This window comes from Williamsia sp. z71, assembly GCF_059553375.1.
In genome coordinates, this window is sequence record NZ_JCANWX010000002.1 from 540,278 (window position 1) to 557,311 (window position 17,034).

Genomic DNA, 17,034 nt, shown 5'->3' on the forward strand with positions numbered 1-17,034 from the left:
TCGAGCCTCCGACAGCACTACGTTGTCGGGCTCGGATGTTTGGGCCGCGGAGGGCCGGGTACAACATCCGAGATGTCTTGTCGGAGGGTGCCGCTAGCGTCTCGAGCGATGTAACAAAAGTCGGCCTCATCTCGCCTCCGGGTAAACCCTGAGGGCCCCGAGATCGAGATGAGAGACCCAATGAGACGGAGATCACATTGCTCATCGAATGCAGCACCTGCCCGGGCCGTCCTGTCGAGTGTGACGGCTGCATGATGACCGTCTTCATGGGCCCCGTAGGGGTCCGGAGCAGCGAGGATGCGGAAGTTCGCTGTGATGAATTCGTTATTGATCACGAGGCCCGCATAGACGAGGCGGTCGCGACGTTCCGTGCCGCGGGCATGCTGGGCAAGTCTGAGACTCACGATCACCGCAGGCGTACTCCTGCAGCTCAAGGGTACTTTTCGGACCAAAATCAGCCCCGTTTGTGGGCTGTGTGACGCAACACGCCGGACGGACCCTGTCGTCCTTCCGGTGGACATTCGCCACCACGGTTTCGTAACCTTTCTGAGACCTAACGAAAGTGTTCACTCCATCCGGAGGAATCGTCAGGTCGCCGCTTAATCACCAACACGGTGAACCGGGGAACCATCTGATGCAGACCACAAGTCCGCATTCGGGGTGAATCCCATCGAACCCTGAGGTCTCAACGACTTTGCGGGTTCACCGGGTAGGGCCATCTTCCGGCCCGAATCCGACAGCTAACTCGGTCAGCGGATAGGGAAGAAACAAGGAGATCTCGCTTCGTGGCGAAACATCGTTTGAACAAAGAAAGCCGTGGCGCCAAGAGTGCCCGCGGTGCACTCATTGCCGGTTCGATCACTCTCGGCACCCTGGGTATCGCCGCAGCGCCTGCCTTCGCCGCACCGGTGACCGTCCCCGGTGTCGGAACTTTCGACATCCCCGGTCTCACCCCGGAAATGATTCCGAATGAGCTGAAGCCGGAAAACCTCCTCCCCGGCGTCGCCGCTGCGCCCGCACCTGTCAAGGCTGCCGGTCAGATCGCTGCGGACGCCGCAGTCAGCAAGATCGGTTCGCCGTACGTCTACGGCGCAGCCGGCCCCAGTGCTTTCGATTGCTCGGGTCTCGTCTACTGGTCGCACCAGCAGGCCGGTCAGACCATTCCCCGGGACAGCTACGGCCAGCTCGGCGGAGGCACCAGCGTCAGCGCTGCGAACGCCCTGCCCGGCGACGTCGTGATCTACAACGGTGGCGGCCATGCCGGCATCTACGTCGGCGGCGGTGAAGTCGTGCACTCCTCGACCGAGGGTGTGCCCGTCGCCCGGATGGCTCTCGACGGCATGTCGATCGTGGACATCCGCCGCTACTGAGCAACCAGAACTGAACAGCCATTGGGCGGGTCCGCAGAGTCTTGCGGTCCCGCCCGACGGCATCCGGCAGCCTTTACGGCGCTGGTGTCCGGCGATTCACATCGCCCGCCCATGCGCGCTGTGTAGCCTGGCCGGGTTGGTCAAATGCAGTGCAGGGGATAGGTCGTCGGGTGACCGCCGTCGACCGGAATTGTGAACGTCGGTCAACAAGGAGTTGTCAGAGTCGTGGTGCGTGAGGGATATGCCGCCGTGATGCGGACTGTGGTCGCCGGTGTGGTCGTGGCGTTGGCCGTCGCCCTGGGGGCCGGTACGCCGGCGGGTGCCGAACCCGCTCCACAGAGCCCCGACGTGATGCTGGCCGACTACACCAAACTCGGGCGTGAAGCCGAACAGGCCACCGAGGCGATCCACACGGCGACCATCGAACTCGGCAAACAACGCGAGGCCGTCGCCGCTGCGACCAAGGATTCCGAGGCGGCCGTGGCCAATGTCGCCGCACTCGACAAGCAGGCCGCGGATCTGCAGGGCGCGGTCGATGCGCTCGTCACCGCGAGTTACAAAGGGGCCCGGGTCAATCGCCTCTACGCGGTGCTGGTGAGTGATTCGCCGCAGTCGCTTCTCGACCAGATGGCCGGCCTGGAGATGATCTCGCGCCAGACGGTAGCGGACGTCAAGAAGTTCACCGCCGCGAAGTCGAACGCGGAGAAGGCGCAGAAGACCGCGGCCGACGCCAAACTCAAGGCCGAAGCCGCTGTTGCCACCGCCGAGAAGACCAGTGCCGACCTGCAGGCCCAGCAAAGTGAGCGCGTCTTCAAGGCGACCGAGATCCGGGCCATGTACCAGGCACTGACCGGCAAGCAACTCGCCGAACTCGCCGGTGCCAGTGTCGACTTCGACCCGAAGCTGCTGCCCGCCGGTACCGCTCCGGAGGTGGTCGCGGTTCGTGCGGCGATGACCCGGGTGGGGGATCCGTACGTCTGGGGCGCCACCGGTCCCGACCAATTCGACTGTTCCGGACTGATGGTCTGGGCCTACAAGCAGGCCGGAAAGACGTTGCCGCGGTCGAGCCAGGCCCAACTCGCCGGTGGAACCGAGGTCTCCCGCGACGACATGCGACCCGGTGACCTGATCATCTATTACCCCGACGCCACCCACGTAGGTATGTACGTCGGCAACGGGTACGTGATCCACGCGTCCACCTTTGGTGTGCCCGTGGCGGTTGTCCCGGTGGACAAGGGTGGCCCGTTCAACTCGGCCCGACGGTACTGATCATCTCGGTGCGCAAGGGGCTCGACGCCCTCGCCCCCCGGACCCGGCGCGCAGTCTGGGCAGTACTCGCGGTGGTGCTCGTCGCCGTGGTCGCCATCGCGGCCATCGTCATAGCCCGTGACCCGTCCCAGGATTCGGCATCGGAGTCCGCCGCGCCCGCCGCGCGGCCTGCGAATCCGTATGAACAGGCGCGGACACTCGGCGTCACCCTCACCCTGCAGGCCTATACCGACGCGTTGCGGGCCGATGACCCCGACAAGGCGCTGGCGCAACTGGACCCGTCCGCTGATGCCGCTCTACGCAGTCGGACCGAGCTCAGTGCTGCCGGCGTCCCGGATCTGCCGTTGACGACCTTCGAGTACCGGCTCGCGGACAGCCGCGACTTCGAACGCCGGGTGCCGAGTCAGATCCAGGACACCCTCGACGCTGCCGGCAGCGTCGATTCCTGGGTGGCACCGGTACAGCTGCGCTATGCGTACGCGGGTATCGACCCGAAAGTCGTGGTGGTCGACATCCCGATGGTCATGGCCCAGTACCCGGACGGCTGGCGCATCGTCGCCGAAGCAGCGCCACTGTTCGGAGAGGCACCGGCTCCCGGCCAGGTCTGGCAGTTCCCGACTCCGGGTGCGCAGAAGGTCGCGACGAGTCCTGGTGAGTCGCTGGTGCTCACCAATGGCGGTGACCGCCGATTCGCCGACGCGATTGCCGGTGAGCTTCCGGCCGCGGTGACCTCGGTGAGTCGGTTCTGGGGCACGAAATGGCCACAGAGCGTCGGCGTGATCGCCGCGGACACCGACGACGAGTTCCGTTCGATCACCGGAGCCGGTGGATCCGACGCGGAAGCCGCCGCCGCGGTGACCGTCTTCACCGAGATCGAGAGACCGGACGGGGCGGCGCCGACCGCCATCGGTCAGCGAGTGGTGTTCACTCCCCAAGCGGCACAACTCGATTCCGGTGAGCTGGGCGTGGTCCTGCGCCACGAGGTGTTCCATGTGGCGGCCCGGGCGGTCACCGCGGAGAATGCCGCCACGTGGGTCACCGAGGGGGTCGCGGAGTACGTCGGCCGTAGCGGCACCTATACGGAGCTCTCGCAGGCGGCACCGGCCCTGGCGCAGGAGATCACGACCTCGGGGCCACCGGCAGACTTGCCGAGCGATGCCGACTTCTCGCCGAGCAATCCCGACGCGGCCGTGTCGTATCAGTCGGCGTGGTCGGTGGCCGCCTTCGTCGCCGAGAGGTTCGGACCGGACGAGCTCCGGAACTTCTACGTCGCCCTGGCCGGTGCGGATCAACCCGTCGACCCCGCGCTGGTGGTGGCCGCTCAGGACACCGCATCCACAGTGGTGCTGGGGATCTCCCGCGAAGAACTGGTGCGGCAATGGCGCGATTGGCTCTGGGCGCAGATACGGTGAGCTGATGCACCGGACCCTGTTGGTCACCAACGACTTTCCACCCCGGCAAGGGGGGATCCAGTCGTACCTGCAGAATCTGGTCGATCGGCTTCCGGCCGACGACATCATCGTCTACGCGCCGCGCTGGCGCGGGGACAGCCACGTCCGTTTCGATGCCCAGCAGCCGTATGAGGTGGTGCGGCACGGGACGACATTGATGTTGCCGACGCCCTTGGTCGCTCATCGGGCGGCCGAGTTGGTGCGTGCGCATCAGGTGGACACGGTGTGGTTCGGTGCGGCCGCGCCGTTGGCGACACTGGCAGGCGCGGTCCGGCGGGCCGGTGCCGACCGGGTGGTCGCCAGCACCCACGGCCATGAGGTGGGCTGGTCGATGCTGCCGGTGGCCCGCCAGACACTCGGCATGATCGGCCGCAACACCGACGTGATCACCTATGTGAGCAAGTACACCCGCGGCCGCTTCGCCGCCGCGTTCGGAGCGCACGCGGCGCTCGAACACCTACCGCCCGGCGTCGACGTCGACCGATTCGCCCCCGATCCCGTTGCCCGCCAGGTCTTTCGGGAGCGGCTGGGGCTGGGCGATGCGCCGACCATCCTGTGTCTGTCGCGGCTCGTGCCGCGCAAGGGGCAGGACATGCTGATCCAGGCGCTGCCACAGGTCCGGGGGTCGATCGCGGGGGCAACCCTGGTGATCGTCGGTGGTGGACCCGACGCGAAACGCCTGCGCGAGCTCGCGGCCGACACGGGGATGACCGACCACGTCCTGTTCACCGGGTCGGTCCCGGCGGACGAGTTGGCGAGCTATCACAACATCGCCGATGTGTTCGCGATGCCGGCGCGCACGCGTGGTCGCGGATTGGACGTCGAAGGATTGGGCATCGTGTACCTGGAGGCGTCGGCGACCGGAGTGCCGGTGATCGCAGGTGATTCGGGTGGTGCACCCGAGACGGTGCTGCAGGGCGAGACCGGGCTCGTGGTCGACGGGCGGTCGGTGTCCCAGATCGCCGAGGCACTGACAACTGTTCTGGGCAACCCGGAGCTGCGCGACTCGATGGGCCGTGCGGGTCGTGAATGGGTGTGTTCCCGCTGGCGGTGGGAACACATGGCCGGTCGTCTGCGGCATCTGCTGTGACCGCACGATCACCGCGCACACGGGTCAAGGCAGGGTTTGTCGTCGGGTCTGTAAGCCGATATGTGAAGCTAATGCGGTGACCAGTATTCAGGTTGCCGATCAGACATTCATCGCGGCGCCACCCGAAGCAGCAACAGCGGTGATAGCCGACCGCGCGAACTGGCGTCGCTGGTGGCCGGACCTGCGATTGACGGTTGTCGAGGATCGGGCACAGCAGGGTGTGCGGTTCAGTGTTGCGGGCCCGTTGGCCGGTACCAGCGAACTCTGGCTCGAACCGGTGCTCGATGGCTTTGTGATGCACTACTTCCTGCATGCCGAACCGGTCGGTGAACTTCCCGCAGCGCCGCGGGCCCGCATGGACGCGGTGGCCGAGTTGAATCACCGGCGACGCGTTGCCGGGCGGGCGATGGCTTTCGAGGTCAAGGACCGGCTCGAGCGGGAGCGTCATGTCGGTGGCCCGGCCGCGGCTGCGACGGTCGGAGCCGGCCCCATCGGGTCTGGACGCGCAGCCGAAGGCGGAGCCGGCCCCAGCGGGTCTGGACGCGCAGCCGAAGGCGGAGCCGGCCCCGACGGAAAGGCCGGCAGATGACCGACCGCACCGAGCAATCGATTGTCATCAATGCCGACGCCGGCGTCATCATGGCGGTGATCGCGGACTTCGAGAAGTACCCGCAGTGGGTGTCGGCGGCCCGTGAGGTCGAGGTCGTGAAGTCGGGAGCCGATGGTCGCGCCGAGCACGTACGGTTCGTTCTCGACGCCGGGGTCCTCAAGGACAGGTACGAGCTGAGTTACGACTGGTCCGCCAATGGGAACACGGTGACCTGGGATTTGATCACCAGCGAGCTGCAGACAGCCCAGCACGGGCGGTACTCGCTCGTTCAGCAGGCACCGGGGTCGACGAAGGTGACGTACGAGTTGACGGTGGACCTGGCGATCCCGATGATCGGGGCACTCAAGCGTCGTGCCGAGAAGGCGATCACCGACGCCGCGCTCAAGGAACTCAAGAAGAGGGTCGAAGGCTGATCGATCTAGCGCCCATCCACCTCGTCCTGGGACCGGGTGGTACCGGAACCTCCACCGTCGCCGCCGCCGGTGCGGTCGGTGAGCGGGGATCAGCCGGTGGCCGGTCCGAGGCGGGCCGGCGCGGCAAGACCCTGGTGGTGTCGCTGGACCGGTTTCATGTCGTCGCCGGCATCTTCGGGGTGTTTTCGGTTCCGGGACAAGTGATCCCGGCCTCTCGGCACGTCGACCTCCTGGAGCTCGACACCCTCGCGATGCTGGCCGATACGTGGGGCAAGATCCGGGATGCCCTGACCACCGGCGCGCTCACGGGCGCCGCGGTCCCCGGGTCGGGTGAGGTTCTGGCGGGCCTGGACCCCGAAGAGATCCTCGGCATGCCGGGGGTCGAATCCCTTCTCGCGTTGCGGCGTATCCGCGACGAGGCTGCCTCCGGGCAGTGGTCACGTGTGGTTGTCGACACCTCGGGTGCGACCGACCCGTTCGAACTGTTCCGGGTCCCGCAGATGGTGGCCGACACCATCGAGCGACTCTGGCCCCGCCATCGTCGGCTGGGTGCGGCCACCGACAGCACCCGGATCGCGCGTGTGGTCGCGATACTCGATGCCCTGATCCGGGATTGTTCCGACATCGATGACCTGTTGTTCGATTCCGCCGGTGTCAGCGCCCATCTGGTGGTCGGGGCCGACACCCACGGGGTGCTCGCCGCGCGACGCTACCAGGCCGTCTTACAGGTGATGGGTCTGCCACTGACCTCTGTTCTGGTCAACCGCCTGATGCCGGACACCGGCGACGCACAAACGTCATCGGATTGGTTCGCTCGTAAATCCGCCGAACAGCGTTCCTGCGTGGAACAGTTGCAAGAGATCGGTGGCGAGGCCGAATTGATGTGTCTGCCTTGGCTTTCCGAACCCATCGATTCGGTGGTCAGGATGCGTGAGCTCGGGGCGCAGCTGGAGTACCGGCCGATGAATCCGGTCGGCCCCCGTGCCGCCGATGTGGCGCGCGAGTCGGGGACCGGTCTGGATTCGGTGTATCGGATGCGGTGGCGGCAGTCTCTGCCCGACCCCTCCGGACTCCGGTTGGGCCGGAGCGGGGACGACCTGATGGTCACCGTCAGTGGCGTTCGGCAACGCGTCCGATTGCCCTCGGTGCTGCGCCGGTGCGTGGTTCTCGATGCCCATTGGGATGATGGGTTCATGACGGTGCGGTTCCGGCCCGATCCTGATCTGTGGCCGAGCCAGTCGTAGATACGTAAGAATGGCGGGCACCGCACAACTGTCGTGACCGATGCGTCGGTTCCAACCGAGAGAGGGCCGAGTGGACGAACAGCACGACGGCTCGTCAGGCGGGTCTCGATCCGGGGGCGACCCGGACGAGTGGCGGGTACTGCTTGTCGGGCTCCTCGAGAAAGTCGACGTCCTTGCCGCAGGTCTGCTCGGCGGCGACTCCGGTCCCCGTGCGCGTGGTGCGGCCGATGACGGTCAGGGCGCGCCGAGCGACTTTTCGGCGCAGATCCGGACCACGCTGGAGGTCGTCATCGAGGAGGCCGGTGAGCTGATCTGGGAGATGCTCGGTCAGTTGATCGCGATCCTGGAGGCCATTCAGCAGGCGCTCGAACAGGTGATGGGGTCGACGCCCGGTTCCGCGGCGGCCACGCCCACCGCTGAAGGCGGGTGGCGCGAGCATTCCTACGAACCGATCACGGTGCACTTCGACGCGCCGGACGATCCACCGACGGGCGGCGGGTGAGCGGCGGGGCGTCCGGTCCGATCCGCCACGGGGGCGCCGGCGGCGGTGAGTTGGCAATCGGGATCGACATCGGCGGCACGAGTATCAGGGCCGCGGTGGTCGATGAGCTCGGTCGGGTTCACGACACGGTCCGCGCACCGACCCCGGGCACCGAAGTGGCGCTGCAGTCGGCACTCGATCGAGCGGTCGCGGAACTGACGAGCCGCTGGAGCGTGACCGCGGTGGGCCTGGCGGTGGCGGGATTCCTGACCGCCGATCGCCAGACCATTCGGTTCTCGCCCCACCTGCCGTGGCGGGAGGCCAGGGTGGCCGAGGACATGAGCAAACGGGTCGGGTTGCCGGTCTTTCTCGAACACGACGCCAACTCGGCGGCGGTGGCCGAGTATCACTTCGGTGCGGGGCGGGGACGCAACACCGTGGTGGTCACGATCGGTACCGGCATCGGCGCAGGGTTCCTGATCGACGGTGAGATCTATCGGGGCAGCTTCGGCGTGGCACCCGAGTTGGGGCATCTGCGGGTGATGCCCGATGGCCGGCCGTGTTCGTGTGGCAAGTACGGGTGCTGGGAGAGGTATTGCAGCGGTACGGCCCTGGTCGACACCGTGGTCGAGATGATCGCCGACGCCGGTGACTGGAACAGTCAACTCGCCCGCGAGATCATGGAAGACCCGGGCTCATTGACCGGGCGCCGGATCGCGGCCGCAGCGCACGACGGCGACGCGCTGGCACTGGCGGCGTTCGCCGATTTCGCGCGCTGGCTGGGGCTGGGCCTGGCCATGGTCTGCGATGTATTCGATCCGGACCTGGTGGTGATCGCCGGCGGTGTGGGGTCCTCGGCCGGGTTGTATCTCGACGAGGCACGCGAGCACTATTCGGCGTTGCTCACCGGCGCCGGACATCGCCGGATGGCACGGATCCGTGGCACGCAGCTGGGGGAGGCCGCCGGAATGATCGGCGCCGCCCAGGTGGCGCGCACCGAGACGGCCGCCATGACGCGTCCCACGTCGGGGTCTTGACGCGTCCCGCATCGGGGTCTTGACGCGTCCCGCATCGGGGCGGTGACGCTGCCCCGGCCGGGTGGGTAAAGTCTCCAGTCGTATTGGGTTTTCGGCAAACAGCGGCGGGGCGTTCGTGGCTCGTCAGAGAGTGGGAAGACATGTGGTACTGGGTCTTCAAATACATCCTGATGGGACCGTTCCTCCGGGTCATCGGGCGGCCGAAAGTCGAAGGCCTGGAAAATATTCCGACCAAGGGGCCGGCGATCCTGGCCAGCAATCATCTGGCCGTCGTCGACAGTTTCTACCTTCCGCTGATGGTTCCGCGCCGGATGTACTTCCTGGCCAAGAGCGAATACTTCACCGGCACGGGCGCCAAGGGCGCGTTCCAGCGCTGGTTCTTCAGCGCGTCGAGCCAGATCCCCATCGATCGCACCGGGGCCGACGCCGCTGCAGGCGCACTGTCGGCGGCCAAGCGCAAGCTCGACGCCGGTGACCTGATGGCGATGTACCCGGAGGGGACCCGGTCGCCCGACGGTCGCCTCTACAAGGGCAAGACGGGCCTGGCGCGGGTCGCGATGGCCTGTGGCGTGCCGGTGATCCCGGTGGCGATGATCGGTACCAGCGACCTCAATCCGCCCGGGACGACGGTCCCGCGTCCGGCGAGGATCACCGTGAAGATCGGCAAGCCGCTCGATTTCAGTCGTTACGAGGGCATGGAGGGCAACCGCTTCATCGAACGTGCCGTCACCGACGAGATCATGTACGAACTCATGCGTCTGGGCGGTCAGCAGTACGTCGATGTGTACGCCGCGTCCCTCAAGGACAAGCCGGCCGGTCCGCCCGCGTCCACCTTGCCGGCCGCCTGAGCCCGGCGGTGCGTTACTTCTACGACTGCGAGTTCATCGAGGACGGGCACACCATCGACCTCGTGTCGATCGGCATGGTGGCCGAAGACGGCCGTGAGTTCTACGCGGTGTCAACCGAATTCAACCCAGACAAGGCGGGCCCGTGGGTTCGGGCAAATGTGCTTCCCAAACTGCCGTCACCGGCGTCGAAGGCCTGGCGTGGACGGTCGCGGATCCGCAGCGACATCTTCGACTTCCTGACCGAGGGCGCGGGCACGATCGAGCTGTGGGCCTGGGTCGGTGCCTATGACCACGTGGCTCTCTGTCAGCTCTGGGGTCCGATGACCGCGTTGCCGCGGGAGATGCCGCGCTACACCCGCGAGTTGCGGCAGCACTGGGAGCTCAACGGCCGGCCGGAGATACCCGCTGCGCCCAAGGATGCGCACGACGCGCTCGCGGACGCGCGGCACAACCTCAACAAGTGGCTGGCCATCGAGGCATCGCTGGGTACACCGCGCGCGTGACCTCGCCGTCTGTGTCCTGAGCGCAGGGCATTAGGCTGTTGGGGTGGTGAATTGGACCGTAGATGTTCCGCTGAACGAACTTCCCGAGCTACCGCCGTTGCCCGGCGACCTGGCCGAGCGCTTTGCCGATGCGATCAGCAGACCGGCGTTGCAGCAGCCGAGCTGGCCCGAGGACAAGGCCCGCGCGATGCGGACCGTCCTGGAGAGCGTGCCCCCGATCTGCCTGCCGAACGAGGTCGAAGAGCTCAAGGCCCAGCTGGCCGAGGTGGCGCTGGGACGTGCGTTCCTGCTGCAGGGCGGTGACTGCGCCGAGACGTTCGCCGACAACACCGAACCGCACATCAAGGGCAACATCCGCACGCTGCTCCAGATGGCCGTGGTGCTGACGTACGGTGCCAGTCTGCCGGTGGTCAAGGTCGCGCGGATCGCCGGCCAATACGCCAAACCCCGTTCGTCCGACACCGATGCCCTGGGCCTGCTCTCGTACCGCGGCGACATGATCAACGGCTTCCCGCCCGATGAGGCGGTGCGTGAACACGACGCCTCCCGACTGGTCCGTGCGTACGCCAATGCCAGCGCCGCGATGAACCTGGTCCGGGCGCTGTCCGGTGCCGGACATGCCGATCTGCATCGGGTGCACGACTGGAACCAGGAGTTCGTCCGGACCTCGCCTGCCGGTGCCCGCTATGAGGCACTGGCCTCCGAGATCGACCGTGGCCTCAAGTTCATGGATGCCTGCGGCGTGCGCGATTCGAATCTCGAATCGGCGAACATCTACGCCTCACACGAGGCTCTGGTGCTCGACTACGAGCGCGCTCTGCTGCGTCTGGCCGACGATCCGGCGGATCCCGAGGGCGGCAAACTGCTCTACGACCTCTCGGCACACTTCCTCTGGATCGGGGAGCGCACCCGTCAGCTCGACGGCGCGCACATCGCCTTTGCCGAGTTGCTGTCGAATCCGATCGGACTGAAGATCGGTCCGGGCACCACCCCCGAGCAGGCGGTCGAATACGTCGAGCGTCTCGACCCGCACAACGTGCCGGGCCGTCTGACCCTGGTTGCGCGGATGGGCAACTCCAAGGTCCGTGAGGTGCTGCCGGGAATCGTCGCCGCCGTCGAGGCCACCGGCCACAAGGTCATCTGGCAGTGCGATCCGATGCACGGCAACACCCATGAGGCGAGCACCGGATACAAGACCCGGCACTTCGACCGCATCGTCGACGAGGTCCAGGGATTCTTCGAGGTCCACCACGCGCTGGGCACGCACCCGGGTGGCATCCACATCGAACTGACCGGTGAAGACGTCACCGAATGCCTCGGTGGCGCGCAGGACATCTCCGATCTGGACCTGTCCGGACGTTACGAAACAGCCTGCGACCCAAGGCTCAACACCCAGCAGTCGCTGGAGCTGGCCTTCCTGGTCGCGGAGATGCTGCGCGGCTGAGCGGGCGGGGACGGGCTCCGGGATTCGACGTCGGTCAGGGGATCGATGTGATGTCGACGGTGGAGCCCGTCTTGACCCGGTTGCCGGCACCCGGGCTCTGATTCACCACAATCGATATGTTCGAACCGGTCAGCCCCCGGCTGTTCACGTCGAGTCCGGCTTCGGACAGTTTCTTCTTTGCCGTTCCGACGGTGTCCCCGGTGACGTCGGGTACCGACACCGCGTCGGAGATGAAGATCTTCACGACCGGGTTGCGGGGGTCCACGCGCGCACCGAACGAGGGGCTGGCCGTGGTGATGGTGCCCGCCTTCGCTGTTCCGTCGGTGGAGGTTCCGCCGTCCGCGGCGATCAGACCGGCGTCCTGCAGGGTCCGGCGGGCATCGGCCGGGGTCTGCCCGGACACGTCGGGCACCTTGATCGCGTCGGAGACCACGAGTGTCACCGTGCTACCGGGTTCTGCCATCGTTCCGGCCGCCGGTTCGGTGCCGATCACGTCGCGGCCGTCGACGTCCGGACTGAACCGGGTGGTGACCGAGCCGGGTTTGAGCTTGGCCCCCTTGATGAGCCGGGTCGCCTCGGCCTGATCCCGCCCGGATACGTCCGGAATCGAAACGGGTTCGGGGCCACGGCTTGTCGTGATCTGCACCGTACTGCCCACCGGGACGGTTGTTCCCGAGTTGGGGCTCAGCGACACCAGAGAACCCTTCGGGGCGCTCGCGCTGTACTGCTGCCGGGTCACCTCGGGCACCAGCGTGTGTTCGCGAAGCATCTTCTCGGCCTCGGGGAGCGAGGTGCCGGAACCGAGCTCCGGAACCTTCGGCTGTCCGACCGAATAGGCAAGTGTCACATCGGAGAACCGGCTGACCCGGGTTCCGGGTGCGGGCTCGACCGACATCACCTCGTCCACCGGGACCTCGTTGTGGAATATCGGGTCGTCCACCACGTCGAGGCCGGCGTCCTCGATGGCCTCGGTCGCGGCGACCCGGTCCATGCCGTTGGTATCCGGCACCGTGGTGAATCGTCCCGAACCGAGCCACCAGCCGCCGACACCGAGCAGTGCGGCGATCAGCACGACGATGAGCACCCAGATCAACGTGGTGCGACGGGATTTGCGGCGACGTTCGGCGTAGTCGGCGGCGTGTGGGGCAAGCACCGCCGAGGTCGGATGGTTCTGCACCGGCTGACCCGGATCGGGCGGGGACTGCGCCGCAGCGGGCGCTCGGGTGTCGGGCGGCAACGTCTGCACGCGGGTCGGATTGCGGCCGGCCGGCGGTGCCGCGGCCGCCGACCGGATCGGGTCGGTTCGGTCGGGATCGGCGGGTGGGGCCATCTTGCGGTCGCGGAAGGCGACCATCGTGTCGCGTTCGGCGGATCGGGTCGGCGCAGGCACGGTGAACGGCGGCAGTTCCAGGTCGGCCGCGATCCCGTCGAGGACCTCACGCATGTGGATGCCGTCGCGGTACCGGTCCTGCGGGTCGCGAGCGGTCGCGGTGAGAACGAACTCGTCGAACTCGGCCGGGACACCGGCGATGAGTGAACTCGGCGGCGGAACGTCGTTGTTGAGTCGCTGGTAGGCCAGGCCGAGCGCGGTATCGCCGCTGAACGGGGTTTTGCCCGTGAGCATTTCGAAGACGAGGATGCCGGTCGAGTAGACATCCGATCGGGCATCGGCGGAGGCCGTCTCGACCTGTTCCGGGGACAGGTAGGCCGCCGTGCCGAGGATCACGCTGTTGGATGTGATGCCCGCCGCGGCGATCGCCCGGACCAGGCCGAAGTCGACGACCTTGACCTCGCCCTCGTCGGAGATCAAGACGTTCTCCGGCTTGACGTCGCGGTGGACGAGTCCGGCCCGGTGGGCCACGCCCAGCGCGCCGAGTACGGGTGCCGTCACGGCGTTGACGGCGTGCGGTGGCATCGGCCCACGCTCGCGCAGCAGTTCGCGGAGTGTGCCGCCTTCGACGAGTTCCATCACGAGAAAGGCGTAGTCACCGTCGGCGCCCTGGTCGTACACCGGGACCAGGCCGGGGTCTTTCAACCGGGCGACCGACCGGGCCTCGAACTCGAGTCGGGCGAGGAACTGCGGGTCGGCCGAGAACCGCGGGTCCATCACCTTGACGGCCACCGGCCGGTCCAGTCGCAGGTCCATGCCGAGATAGACGCTGGACATGCCACCGCGGGCGATGAGCGCATCGATTCGGTATCTGCGCTCCAGGAGCGCACCCAAAAGCACGTCGGAGGGAGCGTTCACCGTGTCGAAGCCTTTCGTGATGGTGGTGGAAAGTCGGTGGAGAGGTCGAACCGAGTCCACATTAGCGATGTGGGATCGAGAATCGGTCACGGCGCGGTCGAGCCGAGCGGCCAGGTCTGTGATTCGACGGTTCGACCTCTTGCTCGGTACCCTCGTGACCGTGGGTTCCGTACCGCTTTCTCCTGACACTCTTCCTGATGACGTCGACGTCCTGTCCGTCTCCCAGGTTTCCTCCCGAATGGGCTTTTCCAACAGCAAAGTCCTCAACATGATCACCGCTCATGAGCTGCTCGCGGTTCGCCGCGACGGACAGGTCGCGGTCCCGGAGTTGTTCTTCGATGGCTCCGACATCGTCAAGCATCTGCCCGGACTGATCGAGGTCCTGCTCGATGGCGGCTTCAGCCGTGACGAGATCATGCGGTGGCTGTTCACCGTCCAAGAAGACCTGGGGATCACGCCGGCCCAGGCACTGCACGGGCACTCGGCCCGCGAGATGATCCGCCGCGCGCAGGCTGCAGCCTTCTGACGTAGTCACGTTCGTGCCTGCCGCCGAAAGCTGCGGGCGTGCGGGCGCGTCACCCCGGGGCCGCGAAGAGTGCGCTGACCCATGCCTCGATGCCGCCGCGTGCGGCGGCAGCCATCGCGGTCGGGTGTGCGGTGAAGCCGTGTGGCGATTGTGGGTAGATCCGGAGGTCGACGTCGTTGCCCGCGGCCGACAGTCGGGCTCCCATCGCCAGGTTGTCCTCGAGCAGGATGTCTTGGTCGCCGACGACCAGCAGGGTCGGCGGAAGCCCGGTCAGGTCGGCGAAAATCGGGGAGATGTCCGGGATGGTCCGATCCGCGACATGGCCGACATATGCCTCGAGGAAGTACTCGTCCGCGATGAGCCGGCCGGCCGGTGTGGTTGCGCTCAGATCGTAGGTTCCGAATTGGAGTACGGCGCCGCATAATTCATCGCTGATGCCGCGGTCCCGCAGGCGTAGCACTGTTGTGGCGGTGAGTGTCGCGCCGGCGGACGCGCCCCCGATGACCAGTCTCGTCGTCCCGAATCGATCCTTGGCCCGGTCGAGCAACCACAGCGCTGCGGTTTCGCAGTCGTCCGGGGCCGCCGGCCACGGACATTCGGGAGCCAGTCGGTAGTCCACACTCACGACGACGGCACCGATCGAATCGGCGAGCTGACGGTTGCGGCCATCTGAGCGATCAGCCGAATCCATGTAGAACCCGCCCCCGTGGATATCGAGGTAGATGCCATTCGCCGCGGTGCCATGAGGGACGAAGACCCGGACCGGCACCTGCCGCCCGTCCGTTTCGGCCACGACGGTGACAGCGGCCGAGTCGGTCGCCGGGGGGTGCTCGCCGCGCCTTGCCCGGGTTTCGCGGAGTTCAACGACGCTTTGCGGTCCACTCATGGGACCTTTCGCGGCATTGAACGCCCGGGCCTCCTCGACGTGCATTACCAACGCGGTGTCGGTCAAACTCTCCAGATCGAAGCGCAAGGCCGAACCCTTCCCGTGCTGCCGGGAGCTGTCATCAGAACAAGGATTGGGATCGGGCGATCACGTACATCCAGGGCTCGTCGGCATCGACGTGATCGAGCAGTGCCGGTGTCCATCCGGTCCGCGCCAGAACGTCACGCAATTCCGATTCGCGCCAACAGGTGAGTTGTTGGGGCAGGCCGGATTTTGCCGTGCTCCGATCGGATCCGGTGCCCTTCTTGATCGTGAAGGCGAGCACTCCGTCCGGTGCAACCGCGGCGTTCGCCCGCCGCAGGACGTCTTCGAACTCGTCGGGACTCAGGTGCAGCAGGACGGAGGTGGCCAGGATTGCGTCGTAGGGGCCTCCGAACGCGTCCGTACGAATGTCGAGAACGTCGGCGTGGTGCCCGTCGGCGCGCATCATGTCGATGAAGATCGCCGCGGCGTCAGTGCGCCGCACCCGGAGGTACTTGTCCTCGAGATACATGGCGGCCCGGCCCGGCCCGCTGCCGAGTTCCAACAAGAAGCCGCCAGAGCCCACGGCAATGGCGACTTGGTCGAGAAACGCGGTCAGATGCTCGCCGAGCGGCGGTGTCTGTTCCACATACAGCTTGGTCGCTGCTTGGTAACTGGTCAACGTCACGTGGCCCTCTGACTTCATGTACACCTTCGTGTTTGCTGTGGTCACTTGATTGTTGCCCTTCGCGCCATTTGGGTGGGCTTGCCGTGTCGATCCGAGAGGCGTTGCATGACCGCCTCGGAGCGGGCATTGTCGGGCGATGTATACGTGAGGGGTTTTCGGCACTACTCGCACCTGAGGTACGTGATGCACTGCTGTGCGGGAACTTTCGGACGTGTGGCCGTGGCCCCATGCTACCGGAAGGAATCGCCGGTCGGCTCGAAGTGCGGACTCGGCGGGCGATCGGTTTCCGGGTGCGGCGCCACGCCCGCAGTGGCCGCCGTGGATGTTCATCTCACCGCGCACCGCTGCCGAAGTCCTTGCGGCCGAGTGACATTGTCATGAAGGTACTGTTCGGGTCGTTGGTCGGATAGGTGCCGAAGGAGCCGCACTCGCTGAATCCGGCTCGCAGGTACAGCGCCCGTGCGGGTGCGAAGAACTCCATGCTGCCGGTTTCGAGTGAGACCCGGCTGATTCCGCGGGCGGTCGCGTCGGCGAGCGCGTGATCGAGCAGCGCCCTGCCGATGCCGGAACCCCGGCGGCCCGGCGAGGTTCGCATACTCTTGAGCTCCTCATGTCCCACCGAAACAGGGCCCAGCCCAACCGTTCCGACCAATTCTTCGTCGAGGTACGCGACCCAGAGCCGGAAACCCGGTGACGTCCTCATGGAAGCGATCGTCAGCGCGTGCTGGCTCTGCTCAGGTGCGGTGGGGGCGATGTCATCGAGATGTGCCCGAAGGAAAGCCTGCACGGCCGGATCGTCGAGGTCCGCCGGTTCGATTCTCACCATCTATCGCCCGGTCCGGCCGTCGATCTGTTCGTGAATGATGTCGAGGTGCCACGGGGTTTCGACGCCGCGGACGCCCTCA

16 protein-coding genes, 1 pseudogene and 1 riboswitch are annotated in these 17,034 nt (G+C 66.6%); of the genes and pseudogenes, 13 read left to right on the plus strand and 4 right to left on the minus strand.

All coding sequences use genetic code 11. The features are described 5' to 3' along the window. Positions 1 to 586 precede the first annotated feature (586 nt). Positions 587 to 770, plus strand: a riboswitch (cyclic di-AMP (ydaO/yuaA leader). 15 nt (positions 771 to 785) lie between these two features. From AC51GR_RS06685 to AC51GR_RS06740, 12 genes and pseudogenes are all read left to right on the plus strand, one after another. Beyond that, entirely contained in the window at positions 786 to 1,370 is a 585-nt protein-coding gene (locus AC51GR_RS06685) for a C40 family peptidase (RefSeq protein WP_496323809.1), read from the plus strand. 252 nt (positions 1,371 to 1,622) lie between these two features. Then, on the plus strand, positions 1,623 to 2,639 hold the full coding sequence (locus AC51GR_RS06690; RefSeq protein WP_496324108.1) for a C40 family peptidase: 1,017 nt from the start codon (positions 1,623 to 1,625) through the stop codon (positions 2,637 to 2,639). Positions 2,640 to 2,647: 8 nt separating this feature from the next. Continuing rightward, positions 2,648 to 4,051: a hypothetical protein gene (locus AC51GR_RS06695; protein ID WP_496323810.1), complete on the plus strand. Its 1,404-nt coding sequence runs from the start codon at positions 2,648 to 2,650 to the stop codon at positions 4,049 to 4,051. Between the two features lie 4 nt (positions 4,052 to 4,055). Continuing rightward, positions 4,056 to 5,180 carry a glycosyltransferase family 4 protein gene (locus AC51GR_RS06700; RefSeq protein ID WP_496323811.1) on the plus strand — a complete coding sequence of 375 codons (1,125 nt, stop codon included), beginning with the start codon at positions 4,056 to 4,058 and terminating at the stop codon, positions 5,178 to 5,180. 76 nt (positions 5,181 to 5,256) lie between these two features. Beyond that, positions 5,257 to 5,652: pseudogene (locus tag AC51GR_RS06705) on the plus strand (hypothetical protein); the annotation flags it as partial. A 113-nt stretch (positions 5,653 to 5,765) separates the two neighbouring features. Beyond that, complete coding sequence (locus AC51GR_RS06710) at positions 5,766 to 6,203, plus strand: SRPBCC family protein (RefSeq protein WP_496323812.1); 438 nt, start codon at positions 5,766 to 5,768, stop codon at positions 6,201 to 6,203. A gap of 26 nt (positions 6,204 to 6,229) precedes the next feature. After that, positions 6,230 to 7,447, plus strand: coding sequence for an ArsA family ATPase (locus AC51GR_RS06715; RefSeq protein WP_496324109.1), 1,218 nt, complete (start codon positions 6,230 to 6,232; stop codon positions 7,445 to 7,447). Between the two features lie 70 nt (positions 7,448 to 7,517). Next, on the plus strand, positions 7,518 to 7,949 hold the full coding sequence (locus tag AC51GR_RS06720; RefSeq protein WP_496323813.1) for a hypothetical protein: 432 nt from the start codon (positions 7,518 to 7,520) through the stop codon (positions 7,947 to 7,949). Next, a complete protein-coding gene (locus tag AC51GR_RS06725) occupies positions 7,946 to 8,965 on the plus strand; it encodes an ROK family protein (RefSeq protein ID WP_496323814.1) in 1,020 nt (339 codons plus the stop codon). The genes AC51GR_RS06720 and AC51GR_RS06725 overlap by 4 nt, the downstream gene beginning before the upstream one ends. A 140-nt stretch (positions 8,966 to 9,105) precedes the next feature. Continuing rightward, positions 9,106 to 9,813 (plus strand): lysophospholipid acyltransferase family protein, encoded by a 708-nt coding sequence (locus AC51GR_RS06730; protein ID WP_496323815.1) that lies wholly within the window; start codon positions 9,106 to 9,108, stop codon positions 9,811 to 9,813. A gap of 8 nt (positions 9,814 to 9,821) precedes the next feature. Then, positions 9,822 to 10,316, plus strand: coding sequence for a polyadenylate-specific 3'-exoribonuclease AS (locus AC51GR_RS06735; protein WP_496323816.1), 495 nt, complete (start codon positions 9,822 to 9,824; stop codon positions 10,314 to 10,316). Between the two features lie 43 nt (positions 10,317 to 10,359). After that, the gene (locus AC51GR_RS06740) at positions 10,360 to 11,760 is read left to right on the plus strand and encodes a class II 3-deoxy-7-phosphoheptulonate synthase (RefSeq protein ID WP_496323817.1); all 1,401 of its coding nucleotides are present in this window, start codon (positions 10,360 to 10,362) and stop codon (positions 11,758 to 11,760) included. A gap of 34 nt (positions 11,761 to 11,794) precedes the next feature. On the opposite strand, the gene pknB is transcribed toward AC51GR_RS06740, so the two are convergent. After that, positions 11,795 to 14,008 carry a Stk1 family PASTA domain-containing Ser/Thr kinase gene (gene pknB, locus AC51GR_RS06745; RefSeq protein ID WP_496323818.1) on the minus strand — a complete coding sequence of 738 codons (2,214 nt, stop codon included), beginning with the start codon at positions 14,006 to 14,008 and terminating at the stop codon, positions 11,795 to 11,797. A 160-nt stretch (positions 14,009 to 14,168) separates the two neighbouring features. Here pknB and AC51GR_RS06750 point away from each other — a divergent pair, with 160 nt between their 5' ends. After that, positions 14,169 to 14,534 (plus strand): Rv2175c family DNA-binding protein, encoded by a 366-nt coding sequence (locus tag AC51GR_RS06750; protein WP_496323819.1) that lies wholly within the window; start codon positions 14,169 to 14,171, stop codon positions 14,532 to 14,534. A 49-nt stretch (positions 14,535 to 14,583) separates the two neighbouring features. On the opposite strand, the gene AC51GR_RS06755 is transcribed toward AC51GR_RS06750, so the two are convergent. The 3 genes from AC51GR_RS06755 to AC51GR_RS06765 form a co-directional block, all read right to left on the minus strand. Beyond that, the gene (locus AC51GR_RS06755) at positions 14,584 to 15,507 is read right to left on the minus strand and encodes an alpha/beta hydrolase (protein ID WP_496323820.1); all 924 of its coding nucleotides are present in this window, start codon (positions 15,505 to 15,507) and stop codon (positions 14,584 to 14,586) included. Positions 15,508 to 15,541: 34 nt separating this feature from the next. Then, positions 15,542 to 16,147 (minus strand): class I SAM-dependent DNA methyltransferase, encoded by a 606-nt coding sequence (locus AC51GR_RS06760; protein ID WP_496323821.1) that lies wholly within the window; start codon positions 16,145 to 16,147, stop codon positions 15,542 to 15,544. A 313-nt stretch (positions 16,148 to 16,460) separates the two neighbouring features. Beyond that, positions 16,461 to 16,955, minus strand: a complete 495-nt coding sequence (locus AC51GR_RS06765; protein WP_496323822.1) for a GNAT family N-acetyltransferase — start codon at positions 16,953 to 16,955, stop codon at positions 16,461 to 16,463. Positions 16,956 to 17,034: the final 79 nt, after the last annotated feature.